Annotated in this window: 28 protein-coding genes and 2 tRNA genes; 23 read left to right on the top strand and 7 right to left on the bottom strand. The window is 49.3% G+C overall.

The genetic code is table 11. The features are described from left to right. Positions 1-105 precede the first annotated feature (105 nt). Complete coding sequence (locus B4F99_RS08925; RefSeq protein WP_214852004.1) at positions 106-576, bottom strand: NUDIX hydrolase; 471 nt, start codon at positions 574-576, stop codon at positions 106-108. Between the two features lie 129 nt (positions 577-705). On the opposite strand from B4F99_RS08925, the gene B4F99_RS08920 reads away from it, so the two are divergent. The 7 genes from B4F99_RS08920 (at position 706) to B4F99_RS08890 (ending at position 4,162) form a co-directional block, all read left to right on the top strand. After that, positions 706-782: transfer RNA gene (locus tag B4F99_RS08920), tRNA-Met, on the top strand. Between the two features lie 34 nt (positions 783-816). Then, positions 817-893, top strand: a tRNA-Met gene (locus B4F99_RS08915). Between the two features lie 119 nt (positions 894-1,012). After that, complete coding sequence (gene tsaE, locus B4F99_RS08910; protein ID WP_023469616.1) at positions 1,013-1,462, top strand: tRNA (adenosine(37)-N6)-threonylcarbamoyltransferase complex ATPase subunit type 1 TsaE; 450 nt, start codon at positions 1,013-1,015, stop codon at positions 1,460-1,462. Then, entirely contained in the window at positions 1,459-2,112 is a 654-nt protein-coding gene (gene tsaB, locus B4F99_RS08905) for a tRNA (adenosine(37)-N6)-threonylcarbamoyltransferase complex dimerization subunit type 1 TsaB (protein WP_214852007.1), read from the top strand. The genes tsaE and tsaB overlap by 4 nt, the downstream gene beginning before the upstream one ends. 13 nt (positions 2,113-2,125) lie before the next feature. Beyond that, a complete protein-coding gene (gene rimI / locus B4F99_RS08900) occupies positions 2,126-2,560 on the top strand; it encodes a ribosomal protein S18-alanine N-acetyltransferase (RefSeq protein WP_035410841.1) in 435 nt (144 codons plus the stop codon). After that, positions 2,557-3,564, top strand: a complete 1,008-nt coding sequence (gene tsaD / locus B4F99_RS08895; protein ID WP_290757015.1) for a tRNA (adenosine(37)-N6)-threonylcarbamoyltransferase complex transferase subunit TsaD — start codon at positions 2,557-2,559, stop codon at positions 3,562-3,564. Before rimI ends, tsaD begins: the two co-directional genes overlap by 4 nt. A 28-nt stretch (positions 3,565-3,592) precedes the next feature. Next, the gene (locus B4F99_RS08890) at positions 3,593-4,162 is read left to right on the top strand and encodes a hypothetical protein (RefSeq protein ID WP_290757012.1); all 570 of its coding nucleotides are present in this window, start codon (positions 3,593-3,595) and stop codon (positions 4,160-4,162) included. A 46-nt stretch (positions 4,163-4,208) separates the two neighbouring features. Here the strand turns inward: B4F99_RS08890 and B4F99_RS08885 are convergent, their stop codons facing one another. The 5 genes from B4F99_RS08885 to B4F99_RS08865 form a co-directional block, all read right to left on the bottom strand. Then, on the bottom strand, positions 4,209-4,868 hold the full coding sequence (locus tag B4F99_RS08885; protein ID WP_035410831.1) for a haloacid dehalogenase type II: 660 nt from the start codon (positions 4,866-4,868) through the stop codon (positions 4,209-4,211). A 69-nt stretch (positions 4,869-4,937) separates the two neighbouring features. Then, on the bottom strand, positions 4,938-5,393 hold the full coding sequence (locus B4F99_RS08880) for a flavodoxin (RefSeq protein WP_290757009.1): 456 nt from the start codon (positions 5,391-5,393) through the stop codon (positions 4,938-4,940). 106 nt (positions 5,394-5,499) lie between these two features. Then, entirely contained in the window at positions 5,500-5,820 is a 321-nt protein-coding gene (locus B4F99_RS08875) for a winged helix-turn-helix transcriptional regulator (protein ID WP_290757006.1), read from the bottom strand. 196 nt (positions 5,821-6,016) lie between these two features. Next, positions 6,017-7,135: a tyrosine-type recombinase/integrase gene (locus B4F99_RS08870; RefSeq protein WP_290757003.1), complete on the bottom strand. Its 1,119-nt coding sequence runs from the start codon at positions 7,133-7,135 to the stop codon at positions 6,017-6,019. 79 nt (positions 7,136-7,214) lie between these two features. Next, on the bottom strand, positions 7,215-7,973 hold the full coding sequence (locus B4F99_RS08865) for a hypothetical protein (RefSeq protein ID WP_290756982.1): 759 nt from the start codon (positions 7,971-7,973) through the stop codon (positions 7,215-7,217). A 294-nt stretch (positions 7,974-8,267) separates the two neighbouring features. On the opposite strand from B4F99_RS08865, the gene B4F99_RS08860 reads away from it, so the two are divergent. Beyond that, entirely contained in the window at positions 8,268-8,456 is a 189-nt protein-coding gene (locus tag B4F99_RS08860; protein WP_290756979.1) for a hypothetical protein, read from the top strand. Positions 8,457-8,475: 19 nt separating this feature from the next. Here the strand turns inward: B4F99_RS08860 and B4F99_RS08855 are convergent, their stop codons facing one another. Beyond that, complete coding sequence (locus tag B4F99_RS08855) at positions 8,476-8,880, bottom strand: helix-turn-helix domain-containing protein (RefSeq protein ID WP_290756976.1); 405 nt, start codon at positions 8,878-8,880, stop codon at positions 8,476-8,478. A 221-nt stretch (positions 8,881-9,101) separates the two neighbouring features. On the opposite strand from B4F99_RS08855, the gene B4F99_RS08850 reads away from it, so the two are divergent. The 15 genes from B4F99_RS08850 to B4F99_RS08780 all read left to right on the top strand — a co-directional run. Next, on the top strand, positions 9,102-9,320 hold the full coding sequence (locus tag B4F99_RS08850) for a helix-turn-helix domain-containing protein (protein ID WP_290756973.1): 219 nt from the start codon (positions 9,102-9,104) through the stop codon (positions 9,318-9,320). A 40-nt stretch (positions 9,321-9,360) separates the two neighbouring features. Further along, positions 9,361-9,618 carry a helix-turn-helix domain-containing protein gene (locus B4F99_RS08845; protein WP_290756970.1) on the top strand — a complete coding sequence of 86 codons (258 nt, stop codon included), beginning with the start codon at positions 9,361-9,363 and terminating at the stop codon, positions 9,616-9,618. Between the two features lie 13 nt (positions 9,619-9,631). Beyond that, positions 9,632-10,387 carry a Rha family transcriptional regulator gene (locus tag B4F99_RS08840; protein WP_290756967.1) on the top strand — a complete coding sequence of 252 codons (756 nt, stop codon included), beginning with the start codon at positions 9,632-9,634 and terminating at the stop codon, positions 10,385-10,387. Continuing rightward, on the top strand, positions 10,384-10,605 hold the full coding sequence (locus B4F99_RS08835; protein WP_290756964.1) for a hypothetical protein: 222 nt from the start codon (positions 10,384-10,386) through the stop codon (positions 10,603-10,605). The genes B4F99_RS08840 and B4F99_RS08835 overlap by 4 nt, the downstream gene beginning before the upstream one ends. A gap of 268 nt (positions 10,606-10,873) precedes the next feature. Next, positions 10,874-11,173, top strand: a complete 300-nt coding sequence (locus B4F99_RS08830) for a hypothetical protein (RefSeq protein WP_290756962.1) — start codon at positions 10,874-10,876, stop codon at positions 11,171-11,173. Next, the gene (locus tag B4F99_RS08825; RefSeq protein WP_290756959.1) at positions 11,170-11,352 is read left to right on the top strand and encodes a hypothetical protein; all 183 of its coding nucleotides are present in this window, start codon (positions 11,170-11,172) and stop codon (positions 11,350-11,352) included. Before B4F99_RS08830 ends, B4F99_RS08825 begins: the two co-directional genes overlap by 4 nt. 13 nt (positions 11,353-11,365) lie before the next feature. Next, a complete protein-coding gene (locus B4F99_RS08820) occupies positions 11,366-11,602 on the top strand; it encodes a hypothetical protein (RefSeq protein WP_290756956.1) in 237 nt (78 codons plus the stop codon). Continuing rightward, positions 11,599-12,099, top strand: coding sequence for a siphovirus Gp157 family protein (locus tag B4F99_RS08815; RefSeq protein ID WP_290756953.1), 501 nt, complete (start codon positions 11,599-11,601; stop codon positions 12,097-12,099). The genes B4F99_RS08820 and B4F99_RS08815 overlap by 4 nt, the downstream gene beginning before the upstream one ends. A 12-nt stretch (positions 12,100-12,111) precedes the next feature. After that, on the top strand, positions 12,112-12,456 hold the full coding sequence (locus B4F99_RS08810; RefSeq protein WP_290756950.1) for a YopX family protein: 345 nt from the start codon (positions 12,112-12,114) through the stop codon (positions 12,454-12,456). Continuing rightward, the gene (locus B4F99_RS08805; protein WP_290756947.1) at positions 12,453-13,100 is read left to right on the top strand and encodes an ERF family protein; all 648 of its coding nucleotides are present in this window, start codon (positions 12,453-12,455) and stop codon (positions 13,098-13,100) included. Before B4F99_RS08810 ends, B4F99_RS08805 begins: the two co-directional genes overlap by 4 nt. Continuing rightward, positions 13,097-13,267 carry a hypothetical protein gene (locus B4F99_RS08800; RefSeq protein WP_193748169.1) on the top strand — a complete coding sequence of 57 codons (171 nt, stop codon included), beginning with the start codon at positions 13,097-13,099 and terminating at the stop codon, positions 13,265-13,267. Before B4F99_RS08805 ends, B4F99_RS08800 begins: the two co-directional genes overlap by 4 nt. Before the next feature lie 20 nt (positions 13,268-13,287). Then, on the top strand, positions 13,288-13,818 hold the full coding sequence (locus B4F99_RS08795; RefSeq protein WP_290756943.1) for an HNH endonuclease: 531 nt from the start codon (positions 13,288-13,290) through the stop codon (positions 13,816-13,818). After that, positions 13,811-14,260, top strand: coding sequence for a single-stranded DNA-binding protein (locus B4F99_RS08790; RefSeq protein WP_290756940.1), 450 nt, complete (start codon positions 13,811-13,813; stop codon positions 14,258-14,260). Before B4F99_RS08795 ends, B4F99_RS08790 begins: the two co-directional genes overlap by 8 nt. 14 nt (positions 14,261-14,274) lie before the next feature. Continuing rightward, the gene (locus B4F99_RS08785; protein WP_290756937.1) at positions 14,275-15,105 is read left to right on the top strand and encodes a hypothetical protein; all 831 of its coding nucleotides are present in this window, start codon (positions 14,275-14,277) and stop codon (positions 15,103-15,105) included. Between the two features lie 11 nt (positions 15,106-15,116). Next, positions 15,117-15,800: ATP-binding protein (locus tag B4F99_RS08780; RefSeq protein WP_290756934.1), on the top strand; the 684-nt coding region annotated here is incomplete at its 3' end.

Raw genomic sequence — 15,800 nt, 5'->3', positions numbered from 1 at the left:
TGCAGATTGCAGGTCGGTTTTTTGTGTGTAGTCCCGAAAGAAATAGAAAAACTGACAAGTGAACGTCAATCCGTCATCAAGTCAGTTTTAAGACAAGCATCTAGATTAAAAAGAAGGTGTTGTGTCAAGAAGGCGAGACTTGATTTGACGTAATAGTGCTGCAGCACGCGCTTCAAGAGGTGCTGGTAATTGATTTAAGGAGAAATATTGTAAGTCGAGACTCTCTCCATCTGTCATTTGTAATGTACCGGATACGTCTTTTGCTTGAAAGAGATGAATCACACTGTAGGTTTGGTCACCATTTGGATAACGGAAGAAGTAATCAGGACCAGAAAAGACGTCTAGCAGTTGAACGCTTTGTGCTTGAAGTCCGGTTTCTTCCTGCAACTCACGCATCGCGACTTCTTCAAGTGTCTCACCCGGTTCCATTGAACCACCGGGGAGCCCCCAACTGTGCGTATCCGAACGATATTGAAATAGCAGTTCAAATTGTGAATTCATGACGAGTACGGTCGCGCCTACACTGATCAACGGTCGATTTCCTACGATTTTTCGTAAATCTAATAAGTATCCCATCTGTTCACTCCTTTCGTATCAGTATAGAAGAATATTCATTATGACAGTTAGTAAAAAGAAATGAGGCAAAAAGACTTGCCAATTTAAAAGACACATGTTATATTAATATCTGTCGAAACGTTATATCATCGCGGGGTGGAGCAGTCTGGTAGCTCGTTGGGCTCATAACCCAAAGGTCGTCGGTTCAAATCCGGCCCCCGCAACCAATTTTTAAATAATCAAATCCGAAACGTTTATCGTCGCGGGGTGGAGCAGTCTGGTAGCTCGTTGGGCTCATAACCCAAAGGTCGTCGGTTCAAATCCGGCCCCCGCAACCAATTTTAAACTTAACTTCAACTTTACTACGAAACGTTCAGCGTTTCGTATTTTTTTTTGCCTTTTTCGTCCGGTACAATAGAGAAGGACGAACAGTGCGTATTAAAGGAGGAGACATCGTATGATAGAACTGGAAATGAACAGCTTGGAAGAAACGACTGCCTTGGCTCTTGAACTCGGACGACGTGCTGAAGCAGGGATGGTCATTACGCTTGACGGAGATTTAGGTGCTGGGAAAACGACTTTTACGCAAAGCTTTGCGAAAGGATTAGGTGTGACGCGTCATGTCAACAGCCCTACCTTTACGATCATGAAAGTCTATACGGGACGTCTCCCTCTCTATCATATGGATGTCTATCGCCTGGAAGGTTCCGGTGATGATATCGGACTTGAAGAATATTTGAATGGTGAAGGCGTCGCCGTCGTCGAGTGGTCTGAATTGATTGCGGACAGCCTTCCACCGGAACGGTTGGCAATCACGATCACGCGAACGGGTGACGATAGTCGACGTTTTGAGCTGACGCCGATCGGAGAACGATACATTACATTATGTGAGGGATTGAAATCATGAAAATCGTAGCTATTGATACATCGACGAAACAATTATCGGTCGCTCTTTCAAACGGAAAACAGATCGTAGCAGAAGCTTCTTACGTCACGTCTTTGAATCATGCGACAAAACTCATGCCGTTACTTGAGCGCTTGATGGCGGAAGCGAAGTGGGCACCATCCCAACTGACACGCGTCGTCGTTGCTGACGGTCCTGGTTCTTATACGGGATTACGGATTGGTGCGACAACAGCGAAGACGCTTGCCTATACACTCGGTATCGAACTGGTTGCGGTCTCGACACTTGAACTGATGGCAGCTTCGACAGGTCATACGGGACGTGTTGCAGCGATTCAAGATGCACGACGTGGATCAGGTTTTGTCGGAGTATACGACGCTGGGCAACGAATCGGTGAAGAACAACATGTCGAAATCGCCTCTTTTGTGAAGACGTTAGCGCCAGATACGCTTGTCACAGGAGACGTCGATACATTTGAAGAACTTCTTCAACCATTTGAAAAGGCGGCTCCTGCGTTTCGGACGCCGCGTGCCGGAGTGCTCGCCTTACTCGGTGCAACACGCGATTCAGTCGAAGCGCATGCGTTTGAGCCACGTTACCTGCGTCTGGCTGAAGCAGAAGCGAAATGGATCGAGGCACAGCGTCATGAGTAAGGGGATTCGTCGCATGACCGTAAACGATGCTGCAGGTGTTCACGCCGTCGAACTCGAATCGTTTGCGACACCGTGGACACTGGATGCCTTCGAAGCAGAAATGACACAAAATCCGAATGCCTATTATGTCGTTGCCGATCAAGACGGAATCGTCGGATTTGCTGGTCTGTGGCATATTGCGGATGAAGGACATATTACAAATATTGCCGTCAAGCAGTCGCACCGCGGACAAGGACTTGGGGAAGACTTGCTAACGGCGTTGATCGCGGTCGGTCGTGCACTCGATTTACGAGCGATGACACTTGAAGTACGTGTCTCGAACACACCGGCGCGAACCTTATATGAAAAACTCGGATTTCACTATGTTGGTATCCGAAAACGATATTATCAGGACAACAATGAAGATGCTGCCATCTATTGGCTGGAGCTGGAGGGAGAAGACTTATGACACAACCATTGATTCTAGCAATCGAATCGAGCTGCGACGAAACGGCGGCTGCCGTCGTTCGTGGAGGAACCAACGTCTTATCGAATGTCGTCTCGTCTCAAATTGAAAGTCATAAACGATTCGGTGGAGTCGTGCCTGAAGTGGCATCACGACATCATGTCGAACGGATCACATACGTCATCGATGATGCATTGACGGAAGCAAACGTCACGATCGACGATATCGATGCGATCGCTGTCACGGAAGGTCCCGGACTGGTCGGGGCTTTACTCGTTGGTGTCAGTGCGGCAAAGACACTTGCTTTTGCGCATAATAAGCCTTTGATCGGTGTTCATCATATCGCAGGTCATATCTACGCGAATCGTCTCGTGCAAGAGCTTGAGTTCCCGCTCGTCTGTTTGATTGCATCAGGTGGGCATACGGAACTGATTTACATGCCAGAAGACGGTGTATATGAAGTCATCGGTGAAACACGTGATGATGCCGCGGGAGAAGCATATGATAAAGTCGCTCGAACATTGAAGTTACCGTATCCAGGTGGTCCACGAATCGACCAGTTGGCACAAACCGGGCAGGATACGTTCCATTTTCCACGCGTCTGGCTCGAGAAGGACTCGTATGACTTTAGCTTCAGCGGTTTAAAGTCAGCGGTCATCAATGCCGTGCATAACGCTGAGCAACGGGGAGAAGTGATCATCCCGGAAGATTTAGCTGCGAGTTTCCAAGCGAGCGTCGTCGAAGTACTCGTGACGAAGGCGATCCGTGCCGTGAAGGATAAAGGGGGACGTCAACTGCTGCTTGCTGGTGGCGTCGCCGCTAATAAAGGATTACGTAACGGTCTCGAAGCAACGTGTGCGAAGGAAGGAATCGATCTCGTCATTCCGCCGATGCACTTGTGTGGAGACAATGCGGCGATGATCGGAGCGGCTGCGATTCATCCATATCGCGCGTTACGCTATTCGACACTTGCCATGAATGCAGAACCTGGGCTAGATTTAAAGTAAGGAATCCGAACAACTTGGGGGAAATGGAATGAAAAAAGTCATCATCGCATTGTTAGCGGTACTGGTCATCGTCGCGATTGGACTTCAGGTCCGAGAAATCGTCAACGCATACCAAGTCGCCTATAAGGAAGAACTCGTACCCGATAAAAAAGCGGTCGAGACGAACACGAAACAACGTCCACTTTACGAAATCGGACGAGCAGAAGGGGAAAAAACCCGGATTCAAAAGTTGTACGCTTTTGATCAGACAATCAATGGGAAGCTCAGTAACGTCGTCATCGTCGATCGGAAGTACGGTTTAACGAACAAGGCGAGTGATGATTATTTCATGATTGCTCCCGGAACACCAGTGACGGATCAAGAGAAGAAGTCATTCGAACCGATGATTCAAAAGATGGATGCGGAACAAGTCCAAGCAGAAGTGATCTCGAAGCACGAGGTGACAGCTGTTGAAAACAATAAAAAACGAACTGTGACGTTATTTAAGGTCTTTTATAAAGATACGGATCAAAACGAATACCTCTTCTTCATCGAAAAAGAGGGCGGGCTGAAACTCGATCTATTCAAGAAGGGCTACTCACGTCTTTCCAATTACTAATCCATTAAAACAGCGGATTCCTAAAAAGGAGTCCGCTGTTGTTCGTTCATTGCCATTCAGTGATACCGGTCAAGTCATCATAGATGCGATCCGGATCAAGATTTAATTCTTCGACCGGAAGTCCGTTTCGATTGATCCATGCCGTTTTGAAGCCGAAACTCTTTGCCCCGGTGATGTCCCAACCGTTCGAGGACATAAAGAGGATCTCCTCGCGTTTTAAACCGAGTGTGTTCAACGCATGCATATAAGAAGCAGGTGCTGGTTTATAGTGTTTGATGTCATCAACACTGACGAGATGTTCGAACCGATCGGCTAAACCTGACTGTTCGATCAACGGATCGAGCATATCATGGGAACCATTCGAGAAGACGACCAAACGTTTATGCGCCATCGTCTCGAGAACAGAGCTAACTTCTGGGTACACATCAAGTGTCAGGTACGTCTCCATTAAAGTCGTGATTTGTTCCTCGGTCACATGGAGCTTCAGTTCGAGTAACGTATAACGGAGGGCATCTTGTGTCACTTGGCTGAACGGCACATATTGTCCGTTCAATTGTCGCAAGAAGGAGTACTCCAGTTGTTTCTCTCGCCAGCGTTTACTGATCGCTTCTCCGTGTCCCGGATACAGCTCCTCTGCTTGCTCTTTGACGGAATGGACATCGAATAATGTACCGTAGACGTCAAAGACGAGTGCTTGAATCGTCATAAAAACATTCATCTCACTTTCATAGAGTCTGTTTTAAGAATTCCCTTACATGACGGATTCAAACGATACTTATGAATGGACCTGCTGCAAAAAGCGATGAAACGTCTGTGCGAACGCGCGACAAGCGGCTTGTTTCTCCGGTGTGTTCGGATCAAACTCAATCCTCAAGCCATTCGTGACGATGGTCGCCCCAGCTTCTTTTAATGCGTCTTCAATCAAATCAACGGCTGCGCAGTACTTCGGATAATCAAGATCCCCCGAACCAAAAGCAGCAGCCGGCATCCCGTCTAAAAATTGTTTCCGTAGCTCCTCGACGAAATCTTCTGCTTCATACGGTAAATCACCGTCTCCCCATGTATATGAGCCGAGTAGTAGACCATCAAAACGTGATAGATCCTCCCCGACGAATTGATCCAGTTCTGTGATCGTCACGTTGACATCGTGTTGCTCGAGCTCACGTTGAATGATCGAGACGATATCTTCCGTATTACCGGACATGCTGACGAATCCAATTGCAATCTGCATGCATGTTCCTCCTTTCGCTGTACTTCTTTACTTTAATTGATAATGATTATCAATTTCAAAATATCATATAAAAAAACACCTTCCGAAGAAGATGCTTTTTCATACATTAGTCTTGTAGTTCGGCCCATTCCTCAATGGAACGAATGACCGGTTCGAGTTGATGCCCTTTGTCGGTCAAACTGTATTGAATCTTAATCGGACGATCGGGAATGACAGTCCGGATGACGATGCCTTCCGCTTCGAGCTCCTTCATACGTTCCGTGAGCATGCGACCTGATAATTCGGGGATGGCATCTTGAATCTCATTGAAACGACATGTCTTCGTCAACAAGTGACGTAAAATCAGACCTGTCCATTTCTTACCTAAGATTTCAAAGGCATGTTCGACTTTGGGACAAAGAGCCGTTTGGATTGCGACTTCTTCCATCAGCACTCATCCTTTCTATAGTTGTAGTATACCCGCTTCTGCTAAAAAAATCGAATCATTTTACTTAATGTAAAATAACAGACGGGAAATAACCTACTTACTTTTCATCAAAACCGTTGGTATCACTACGTTTCGAGAAAGGACGGGGTATGCACCGGAAAACACCTGCACAGAATCTGCACATCTTGTGTTCGAATCAGGCGTTTTTGTCGTCGTACATCGCATCGAGCAAGGTCCGTGTCCGGTCCTTCATCTCGTCGGTCACGTGTAGATACGTCTGCACCGTCGTACTCAAGTTGGCATGCCCGAGCATCGCCTGCACCCCGGTCAGCGGCAACCCTTCCTGGATGAGCAAGGTCGCATAGGTGTGACGGAGTGTGTGCGACGTGATCGAGGGCAAGTCTGTCTCTTCGAGCAGACGTTTGAATGTCCGGGTCGCGAACGCGTCGTAGATGTACTGCCCGTTCGTGAGCGTGAAGACGAGGTCTTGTGCGTTCTCTGCGCCACGCTCGTGCAGCCACGTCCGTTGCTCGAAACGCCAGCGTTCTAAAATCTTGCGGAGACGATTGCTCATCGGGATGATCCGGCTCTCGCCCGTCTTGACCGTCGCCCAGGTCTTGATGCCTGCCTTGTACGGCTGATGGGCTTGCCGTTCGACGTGGATGAGGTTATTCTTGAAGTCCACCTGTTCCCAGCCGAGCGACCGCGCTTCATTGCTCCGCATGCCCGTGTGGATCAAGGTGAGGTAGAGCTTCGCTTCCGGAGTGTCCTTGTAGCGCTCCTCGAACTGCTTGATGTGGTCAATCGTCCAGAGCATCTTCTCCCGTTCCTTGTACTCGCGGCGCATCGGGATACGGAGTTCACGGTCATGGACGTATTCCTGTTCACGGGCGTACTTGAGCAGGGCGTTGATGTGACGGGCACCGGCATTGCGGCTACTCGTCTTGATGCCCCGCATGAGCGCCATCTGGTCCGTCCACTCGATCAGTTCCTTGCGTGTCAGCTTGTTGATGTCGCGGGTGCCGAAATGTTGGACGAGCCGTTGCAACTCATAGTGGCGGATGTGGAGCGTCATGTCCTTGAGTAGGTTCGCCTGCTTCGCCATGTACTCCGTCACGACGTCGGCGACGCGGATCGTCCGCTTGCGTCCGGTCAATCCTTCCTCGTTCTTGCGGATCTCGTCCATCGCCCAGCGTTTGAGTTCACCTTGCGTCCGGGCGGTCTTGCTCGGCTGGTACCGCGTCCCGTCCTTCGCCGTCAACGAGAGGCGGGTCCAGTACTTGCCGTTGTTGAGCTTGATGATTTTGTAGTTCATGATGTTCCTCCTTTTACGTACATACGTTCGAAAATCGTCTGTAAGAAAAGGCACCTGAGTGCCTTCAGTGTACACCTTTTTATGAGCCTTCGGTTTTAGCAGTTTTGAAGAATTGTTCGAATCCAGGCAAGTCCATCTGTGTGGCCGCTTTGATCCGTTCAAAATGGCCTTTGACTTGAGCAAGCGTTCCTTCTGGGTCTTGGCGGAACTTCCCTCGGTAATCCTCAAGGAGTGCGTCCAGTTGTTCCAGTTCCTTGACGATGATTAGATGTGCTTCGCGCGTCTGACGGAATCCTTCTTGCGTGTAATCCGGTGCATCAAAATGCGTACTGGACGTGATCTCGATCGAGAGATTGCTGTCGTAAACAAACAAGTCCTTCAATTCTTCACGCGGGACGAATTCAAATTGTCGTAATCCATCCTTTTCGACATAGGGCGTGAAACGTTGTTCCAGTTCATCTGCTGCTACGTAGATCGCGTTCATGTTCTCGCCGATCCGTACAACACTTTCGATGGCTTCCGGATACTTTTCGACATCAGTCATCTCGGGTTCAGCCGGTGTTGGTTCTTCAACAACAGGTTCTTCCGGAGTCGATACCTCTTTCTTTTCCGGTTCAACCGTTTCGGTTTCCACCTCTGATTTCTTCTCTGCAACTTTTTCCTTTGCGGCTACTTTCTTCTGGACTGCTTCTTGCTTCGGCTGACTCGCGGCGATGGGTTCCTCACGATTGAACCATTGATAAGCGCCCGCAACCACAAGTAGAATAGCGAATACACTGACGATCCATATCAATCTCCGCTTCGAGCGCCGTCTATCCGAACGTCTTCTCTCTTCCAATTTATATCCTCCTTTAGCAAGACCCTTGCTAATTCCGATGCGTTCCATTTATGTTATGTATATCCATACTCATTCTAACCCAAACAGGTTCCCGATATGAGGCGGGTTTATGCGATTTAGTAAATATCATTCGACAAAGTCTGACGTTTCGTGTCGAACGATTCTTTACCAAACGTGAGAAAATATTGTAATGGGTCTATTGCATTATTTTCCAAAGTTATTTACTATGAGTAAAGAATCATATGTAGAATAAATGTTCGTATTTTGATGCGAGCTACGAAGGGGATTGGATGAATGGGGACAGTTGCAGTTTATAAGTCAGAACAAAATGACGACAGCTACCTGGATAAGTTTTTGGAGAATAAGGGACCCATCGCAGTTTGTTTTACCGACGATTTCGGTGATACCGTCGCCTTCCAGTTGGACGCTGAACTTATGAAAAAATACGAAATTGCTAAGACGATCACATTAAAAACAAAATAACATAGAAAAAGACGCCCATTTAGTCGGCGTCTTTATTTCTTTCCCGTTCTTTCGCTTTTTCCATGTTGTGGTTATGGATCACATACTTCGAATAATCTATTATTCTATCGAATTCCTCTTTGCTTAATGAAGACAGTTCTTCTTCGCTCATTCCAAATATACGTAAAATTTTATTCTCTAAAAGTTTCTCCATCTTATAGTCATCCAAAGATATATGTCTATCGTTACTTCTACCATATAAATAATCTAAAGTCGTTTCAAAGAAGTCGGCGATCTCTAATACTTTCTCGTGTTTCGGCTTAGTGGCGTTTCTTTCCCAGCTATTATACGTCGTCGGCTTCACATCTAATCTCTTCGCAACTGCTACCTGGCTCATACCTCTCTCTACGCGCAGCGTACGAATGCGATCTCCCATAGTATCCATTATTTCGATCTCACTCCTATACGTTGTCTCCAAAATAAGTCCACCTCTTTTCTAAATACTATCCTAATCGTGCAGACCATTTCATGCACCTTTATTCTACCGAAAAAATGGTTATTTTGCCATTCAGAAAACAATATACAGAATTAATGGATAAAAAGCATTGACATACGGAAATAATGGATTTATAGTAAGGGTACACCAGAAAACAAGGAGGTGACAAAATGAAGTTTGCAGGACGGGAACGGATGCGGGAGCGACGTGAGGAACTCGGGATCACCCAGATCCATGTCGCGAGAAAATTAGGATACAAAAAGTCGACGAACGTCAGCTTGATGGAATCAGGCGAACAGAACATTTACGTCGGTCAGGCGTTAGCGATTGCACGAATTCTTCATACGACAGTGGAGGAACTTTTTTTTGAAGAAGAAGTACGGAATTAATGGATAAATACATTTTTATCGTACGTTAGGTGGTGAAAACATGCAAGAAACGATTGTATTGACCTTTACCCCGGAACAGCTAAAAGCATACATCTCCGAGATCGTCCGCGATGAAGTCGAGAAGTCGGCTGGCAAGGTGTGGTTCTCGGAGTCGGAAGCGCAAGACTACACGGGGTACTCGAAACGAACGCTCTACAACGCACGAATCGATAAGACGCTCAAGGCAAGCATGGTCAATCGTCATGCCCGGTATCACCGTGACGATCTCGATGCGTGGATGCGCAGCAAACAAAACTAAGGAGGAAACACAAATGGTCACAACAACATTCCAAATGCTCGCTGGTATCGATGCCAAGCGTAAGCAATCAATCCAAACAATCGATAGTCGAGAAATCGCAGACATGACAGGTAAGCGTCATGCGGATCTCATTCGTGACGTCGAACGCTACACGGAAGTCATGAGTCAAAACGCAAATCTGCGTTCTGATGATTTCTTCATCGAATCGGAATATCAAGCTGGCACTGGCAAGAAATACAAACATTACCTCGTCACTCGCAAAGGTTGCGACATGATCGCGAACAAGATGACAGGCGATAAAGGCATTCTCTTCACCGCGACTTATGTGGATCGATTCCACCAGATGGAGCAAGAAGAACCGCTCGCCCTCACGCAAACGCAACTGACGGCACGTATCGCGATGCAACAAGCGGAGCAGGAACAACAATTGTCAGAACTCACGGAAGACGTCAGCTACTTGAAGAACTCGATGCGGATCAACACGACGGAAGAATATCAGGTCAAGAAGTCCGGCAGCACGCAAGTCATCAAGGCACTCGGCGGCACCGACTCGAACGCCTACCGCGACAAATCGATTCGCTCGAAAGCCTACGCCCAGTTCTGGAGCGAGTTCAAGCGTCACTTCAAGATGGCACGATACGGCGACCTCGCGAAACGCAAGCTCGATGACGCGTTCGAATTCATCACGGAATGGGCACCGGACACGGAACTCCGCCTGTTGATCAAACACGCGAACCAACAACTCACGATCGAGGAGGTCACATTATGAAACCAGGTTTCGTCATCAAACAAACATTCGACGTATACAGCGACGAAGGACACTTTATCGAAATCGGCATCCCAGGTGCTGGAACGGAAGCTGAACTTGAGGATCATGTCAGTCTCTCGATTCGTTCGGAATCAGCACTCTTCACAGTCCAAGACCTTGAGGTACTCCGAGACACGCTCGACGCTACGATCACACTCAAGAAAAACATGCTCATTTAAGGAGATGACAACATGATCGCTTTCTTCTACTACCTCGGCATGGTCAACCTGATTCTCGTCCCAGTCACGCTCGCTACTCTCTACGTGGAGCGTAAACAGCCATGGTTCTCCTAATTGGCATCGGCATCTTCATCCTCGTCCTCTTGCTCAACTGGAGCGAGGTCAAACGGATTTACGGCAAATAAAAAAGCACGACACACAAGGCGTCATGCTCTCTGATAACTAGACATTCTCATTGTAGCATGCACCCTCACAAGGAGGAAACGATATGGTCACGACACACAAGATTAACCGCCAGCTTCCCGCGATCGTCCAGACGACGCCCGAGATCATGGCACTCGTCGCGAAGGGTCCGGTCAAGATCGACGCCATCCATGCGGCACTCGAACAATCGTATAAACACATGGCAGACGCGTCACACCTGCTTCACAAGGACCACCCGGTGCACGCCTTCCTGAAGAAGATCCACGAAGAGCTGTACACGATCGAGAACGCCCTCGACGAGCAGAACAACCTGTTCCTCGGTGCCGAAGAATCCATCGACGCGAAGGTGGTGGCGGCGTTATGACACTCCAAGCTCTCGCAGAACGGGCAACGGAAGTCGCAGAAGCGCAACCCCGCCTCGTCACGCTGATCGAGCTACTGGTCGCTGAACACGACGCCCTCGGCTTGACGGACGAGCAACACGCCACTTTGCAAGACTATACCAATCAAGCGATGGAAATCCTACGGGATCTCGGACGCTAAGGAGGAAATGACGATGGACATGAAACGATTTGATGTACGAAAAGAGATGTTGGCACGTCCGAACGAATGGGTCGGGGCGTTCCAACTCAGTGGCAGATGGCTGAAAGCAGGATTCCGAACAGATGTGATGCACGCGGTGGCAACACCTTACTGGGATGAATCGATTGAACGCGTTATGCCACAAGCCTTCAAAGACGAATTAGACCGTTGCATCCCAATCGAAGACGTTCCAGAGGAGGAACTCACATGACAACCCTATACGCACTCTCCGCACAGAAGCAACAACTGCTGAACGCCATCGCCTCCTTCGACATCGAAGACATGCAGGGTTCAGACGTCATCGCCGACACCCTCGAAGCACTCGACGAGGCACTCGAAGGCAAGGTCGAAAGCGTGCTCCACTTCCGCCAGCATCTCCTGAACGAAGCCGCCGCGCTCAAGGCAGAGGAACAACGGCTCGCTGAACGCCGCAAGTTGCGCGAGGCGAAGGCGAAACGCCTGACCGAATACGTCGACGAGTGCCTGAGCATCGCAGACGTCAAGAAGCTCGAGACGGCGCTCTTCACGGTGTCCTACCGCAAGAGCACGAGCGTCGAGATCACGGACGCGGACGCGTTGCCAGTCGGTCTCCTACGGACGAAGACGGTGCAGGAGCCGGATAAGACAGCGATCAGCAAAGCGCTCAAGGCAGGGGAAGCCATCGACGGCGCCCGGCTGGTCGACAAGATGAACCTACAAATCAAATAAGGAGGAACGGACATGAGTGATTACAAATTTAAAACTTTCACTTTTGACGGTGAAATGCTTGGACCGTTTGACTTATCTGGCGATTCGACAACTTGGATGGACGAGATGCAAAGCGGCGAGATTCTCTTGTGCACTAATTTCAAAGACATAAGAAGCAATGAGATTTATGAAGGGGACATCGTATTACGCCATCGAAATTGCGAGCCGGCTATTGAAGAAGTTCAACTTGAATCAAAAAATTCATGGATTTTAAAAGGGAACGATGGGCGCAAAGCATTGGATTTGTATTGGGAACACGTTGAAGTCATCGGCAACGTTTACGAGCATCCGCATCTGCTAGAGGAGGAACGGACATGAAACGATCAGACTCCATCGCAAGCATCGCAAAGGCACTCGCTGCCTTCCAGCAAGACGTGACCCAACCGAAGAAGTCGGCGAAGAACCCGCACTTCAAATCGACGTACGTCCCACTCGACAACGTGGTCGACAGCATCGCAGAGACGGCACCTAAGCACGGTCTAAGCTACATCCAGACCACAGTGACCGAGAACGACAAGGCGGGCGTCCAGACGCTCCTCATGCACGAATCCGGTGAATGGATCGAGTTCGAACCGCTCCTGCTCCCGATCGGACAGAAGGCAACCCCGCAAGCGGTCGGTTCTGCCATCACCTACGCTCGACGCTACTCTCTCTCCTCGGTCTTCGGACTAGCGAGTGAGGTGGACGACGATGCGAACGGAGCAAGCGACAATGCCTCGAAGAACCCGGCACCAAAAGCAGTCATGGCGACGAAGACGGAACTCGACACGCTGAACAAACTCGTCGACATCCTTGCTGGATTGCACGCTGTCTCGCGAGAGAAGGTGCTTGAGAAGGTCAAATGGGACGGCACGTCAGCAATGGAACAGAGTGGCGCAGTCGGACGCAAGAACGCCCTCAACGACTGGATCGAGAACGCGAAGAAGGAAGCGGCTGAGGCGAACAAGGAGGAATCGGCATGAAGATGATGGACGAATACGAGGAACTCGAAGAATGTTCCCGCTGCCAGCAGATGATTCCGTTCGGCGGGGATCGCGACGTCTTCGGTGAACTCGTTTGCAACATCTGCTTAGAGGAAGAACGCGAGAACGCCCTGCACCACCAAGACTACGAAAAGAGCGTCCGCTAAGGGCGCTCGGGAGGGACAAGATGCCGACTAGACTTGAACGACAAGTGTTCTACACCATCAAAATCGGTAATGACAGCCATGATGTGACCGGTAGAAAACGAACGCCAAAAGGTTATGTGACTCTCTTGATTCACACTCATCCGAACGCAGCTAAAAACGGATACATCATGGAACATCGAGTCGTGATGGAAATGCAACTAGGACGTTACTTGAAAAGTGATGAGGTGGTCCACCATAAAAATCACACCAAGCATGATAACCGGATTTCAAATCTGGAAGTCTTGGATCATGCCGAGCATACGATTTTGCATCATACAGGCATTAAATTTTCAGATGAACGGAAAGAGAAAATTCGAATGAGTGCTCTGGAGCGTTTCCGGAATAAAAAGAACCACCCTTTCTATAAAGATGTTGATCAACAAGTGAAAGAACTTTACCAGTCCGGTCATATGCCTACTGCCATTAGTAGGCGACTAGGGATAACTAGACGGACTGTTTATAACAAACTCAAATATCTCGGTATAACCAAGGAGGAAATTTCAAATGATTAATAGAGTTGTATTGGTTGGCAGATTAGTACGTGATCCTGAATGCCGTTACACCCAGTCAGGCATCGCCGTCACACGATTCACGCTCGCTTGTGACCGTCCCTTCACAGGGCAAGACGGCAAACGAGAAGCAGACTTCGTCGATTGCACGGTATGGCGCAAACAAGCCGAGAACGTCGCCCAGTACCTGAAGAAAGGTTCACTCGCTGGCGTCGAGGGTCGCTTACAAATCAGCAGCTACGAGGACAAGGACGGACAACGCCGATATCGCGCCGAGGTCGTCGCAGACAGCGTTCGGTTCCTTGAATCGAAGAAGGATAGTGCATCGTCACCAGCGCCGCAGGCAAGCGCACCGAGACAGGAAGCACCAGCAGGGTTCGGCGCTGACCCATTCAGCAATAACAGCGGCAGTATCGACCTCTCAGATGATGATTTACCGTTCTAAAGGAGTGAAGCGATATGGAAGACTTACAATCACTACTCGCCATCGAGCGATTCGCAGAGGACGCCTTTCGCGTCAAGAAGACCTACGTGGACATGACCGGAGACTTGCTCTCCGGCATCCTCCTCGGTCAAATCGTCTACTGGCATCTTCCTTCGAAGGACGGACGCTCGAAGCTCCGGGTCCAGAAGGAAGGCAAGCTTTGGTTGGCTAAGGGACGCGCCGACTGGTATGACGAAATCCGCATCACACCGAAGCAATTCGACCGTGCCATCAAGATACTGGTCGAGAAGGGATTCATCGAGACGAGGCTGTTCAAGTTCGACGGATCACCGATGGTTCACATTCATCTTCACCCGGAACACGTCATCGATTCCGTTTTTCCCCAAAGGTCAAAATCCATTTTACCCAAAGGTGAAAATCCAATTTCCCCAAAGGTCGAAATCCATTTTGACGAAAGGTTAAAAACCTTAACAGAGACTACAACAGATACTACATCAGAGACTACGTCAGTAAAGAATAAACCCGTTGGTCAACAAGTTGACCTCTCCTTGTTCGAATCAATCTGGAAACTTTATCCGAAAAAAGTCGACAAGAAGAAAGCCATCGCCGCTTACACTCGTGCCATCAAGAAAGGTACGTCCCACGACACCATCGCCACAGGTCTTCAACACTATCTACGTTATCTCGAACACAACAAGCACTGGCTCAAGCCGCAAGACGGCGGACGGTGGTTCGAGAAGGAACGTTGGACGGATGAACATGACCTCTCACAACCAGAACGTACCTCATCGACACCAGACCACAGTCATTACGATCCAACATTCGGGAAGGAACTTCCCTTCTAGGAGGCGAGACCATGCAATCCATCACACGACTGACCCAAGCCGACCTCACGCAAGAAATCATCGACCGCCGGACCTGCCAAGGATGCGGACAGGAGATCGAGGTCGTCCGCCAGCAATACGCGTTCGGTCCGAAGGTCGGGGAATACTTCGAAGCCGTCAAGGGCTGCAAGTGCGAAGACCTCGCCATCGCAAGGCAAGCAATCGAGAACGAACGGCAGATGATCCGGCGCAAGCTCGAAGACACGTTTTCTTCCGGCTCGACGATCAACGAGAAACTGTTGCATGCGTCGTTTGCGGAATACGCCCCGACGTCACCCGAACTCGCAGAAGCGAAGCGGAAGTTCGAACACTTCACGCAGACGCTAAAAGGCACGCTCCTCGTCTCTGGAAGCTACGGGACGGGCAAGAGTCACCTGAGTATGGCGGCGGTCAACGCGGTCAAGGAGCAGGGCGAGAGCGCAGTTTTCATCTCGCTTCCCCGTCTCCTGACCAAAATCAAAGGCACGTTCGGCAACGAAGGCTCACAGGATGACATCATCACGAGCCTCGCGGACGTCACGCTCCTGGTCTTAGATGACATCGGGGCGGAGCAAATCAAATACACGGACAGTAGCAAGACGACGATCGACACAGACACGTTCAGCAACGACGTCCTGTTCCAAGTCCTTGACGCTCGGCTCGGCAAGGCGACGATC

It is taken from the genome of Exiguobacterium sp. UBA3491 (assembly GCF_002377745.1).
Lineage (GTDB): Bacteria > Bacillota > Bacilli > Exiguobacteriales > Exiguobacteriaceae > Exiguobacterium_A.
Note: the sequence above shows the minus strand (reverse complement) of the source record. Positions and strands in the feature narration are given on the sequence as shown.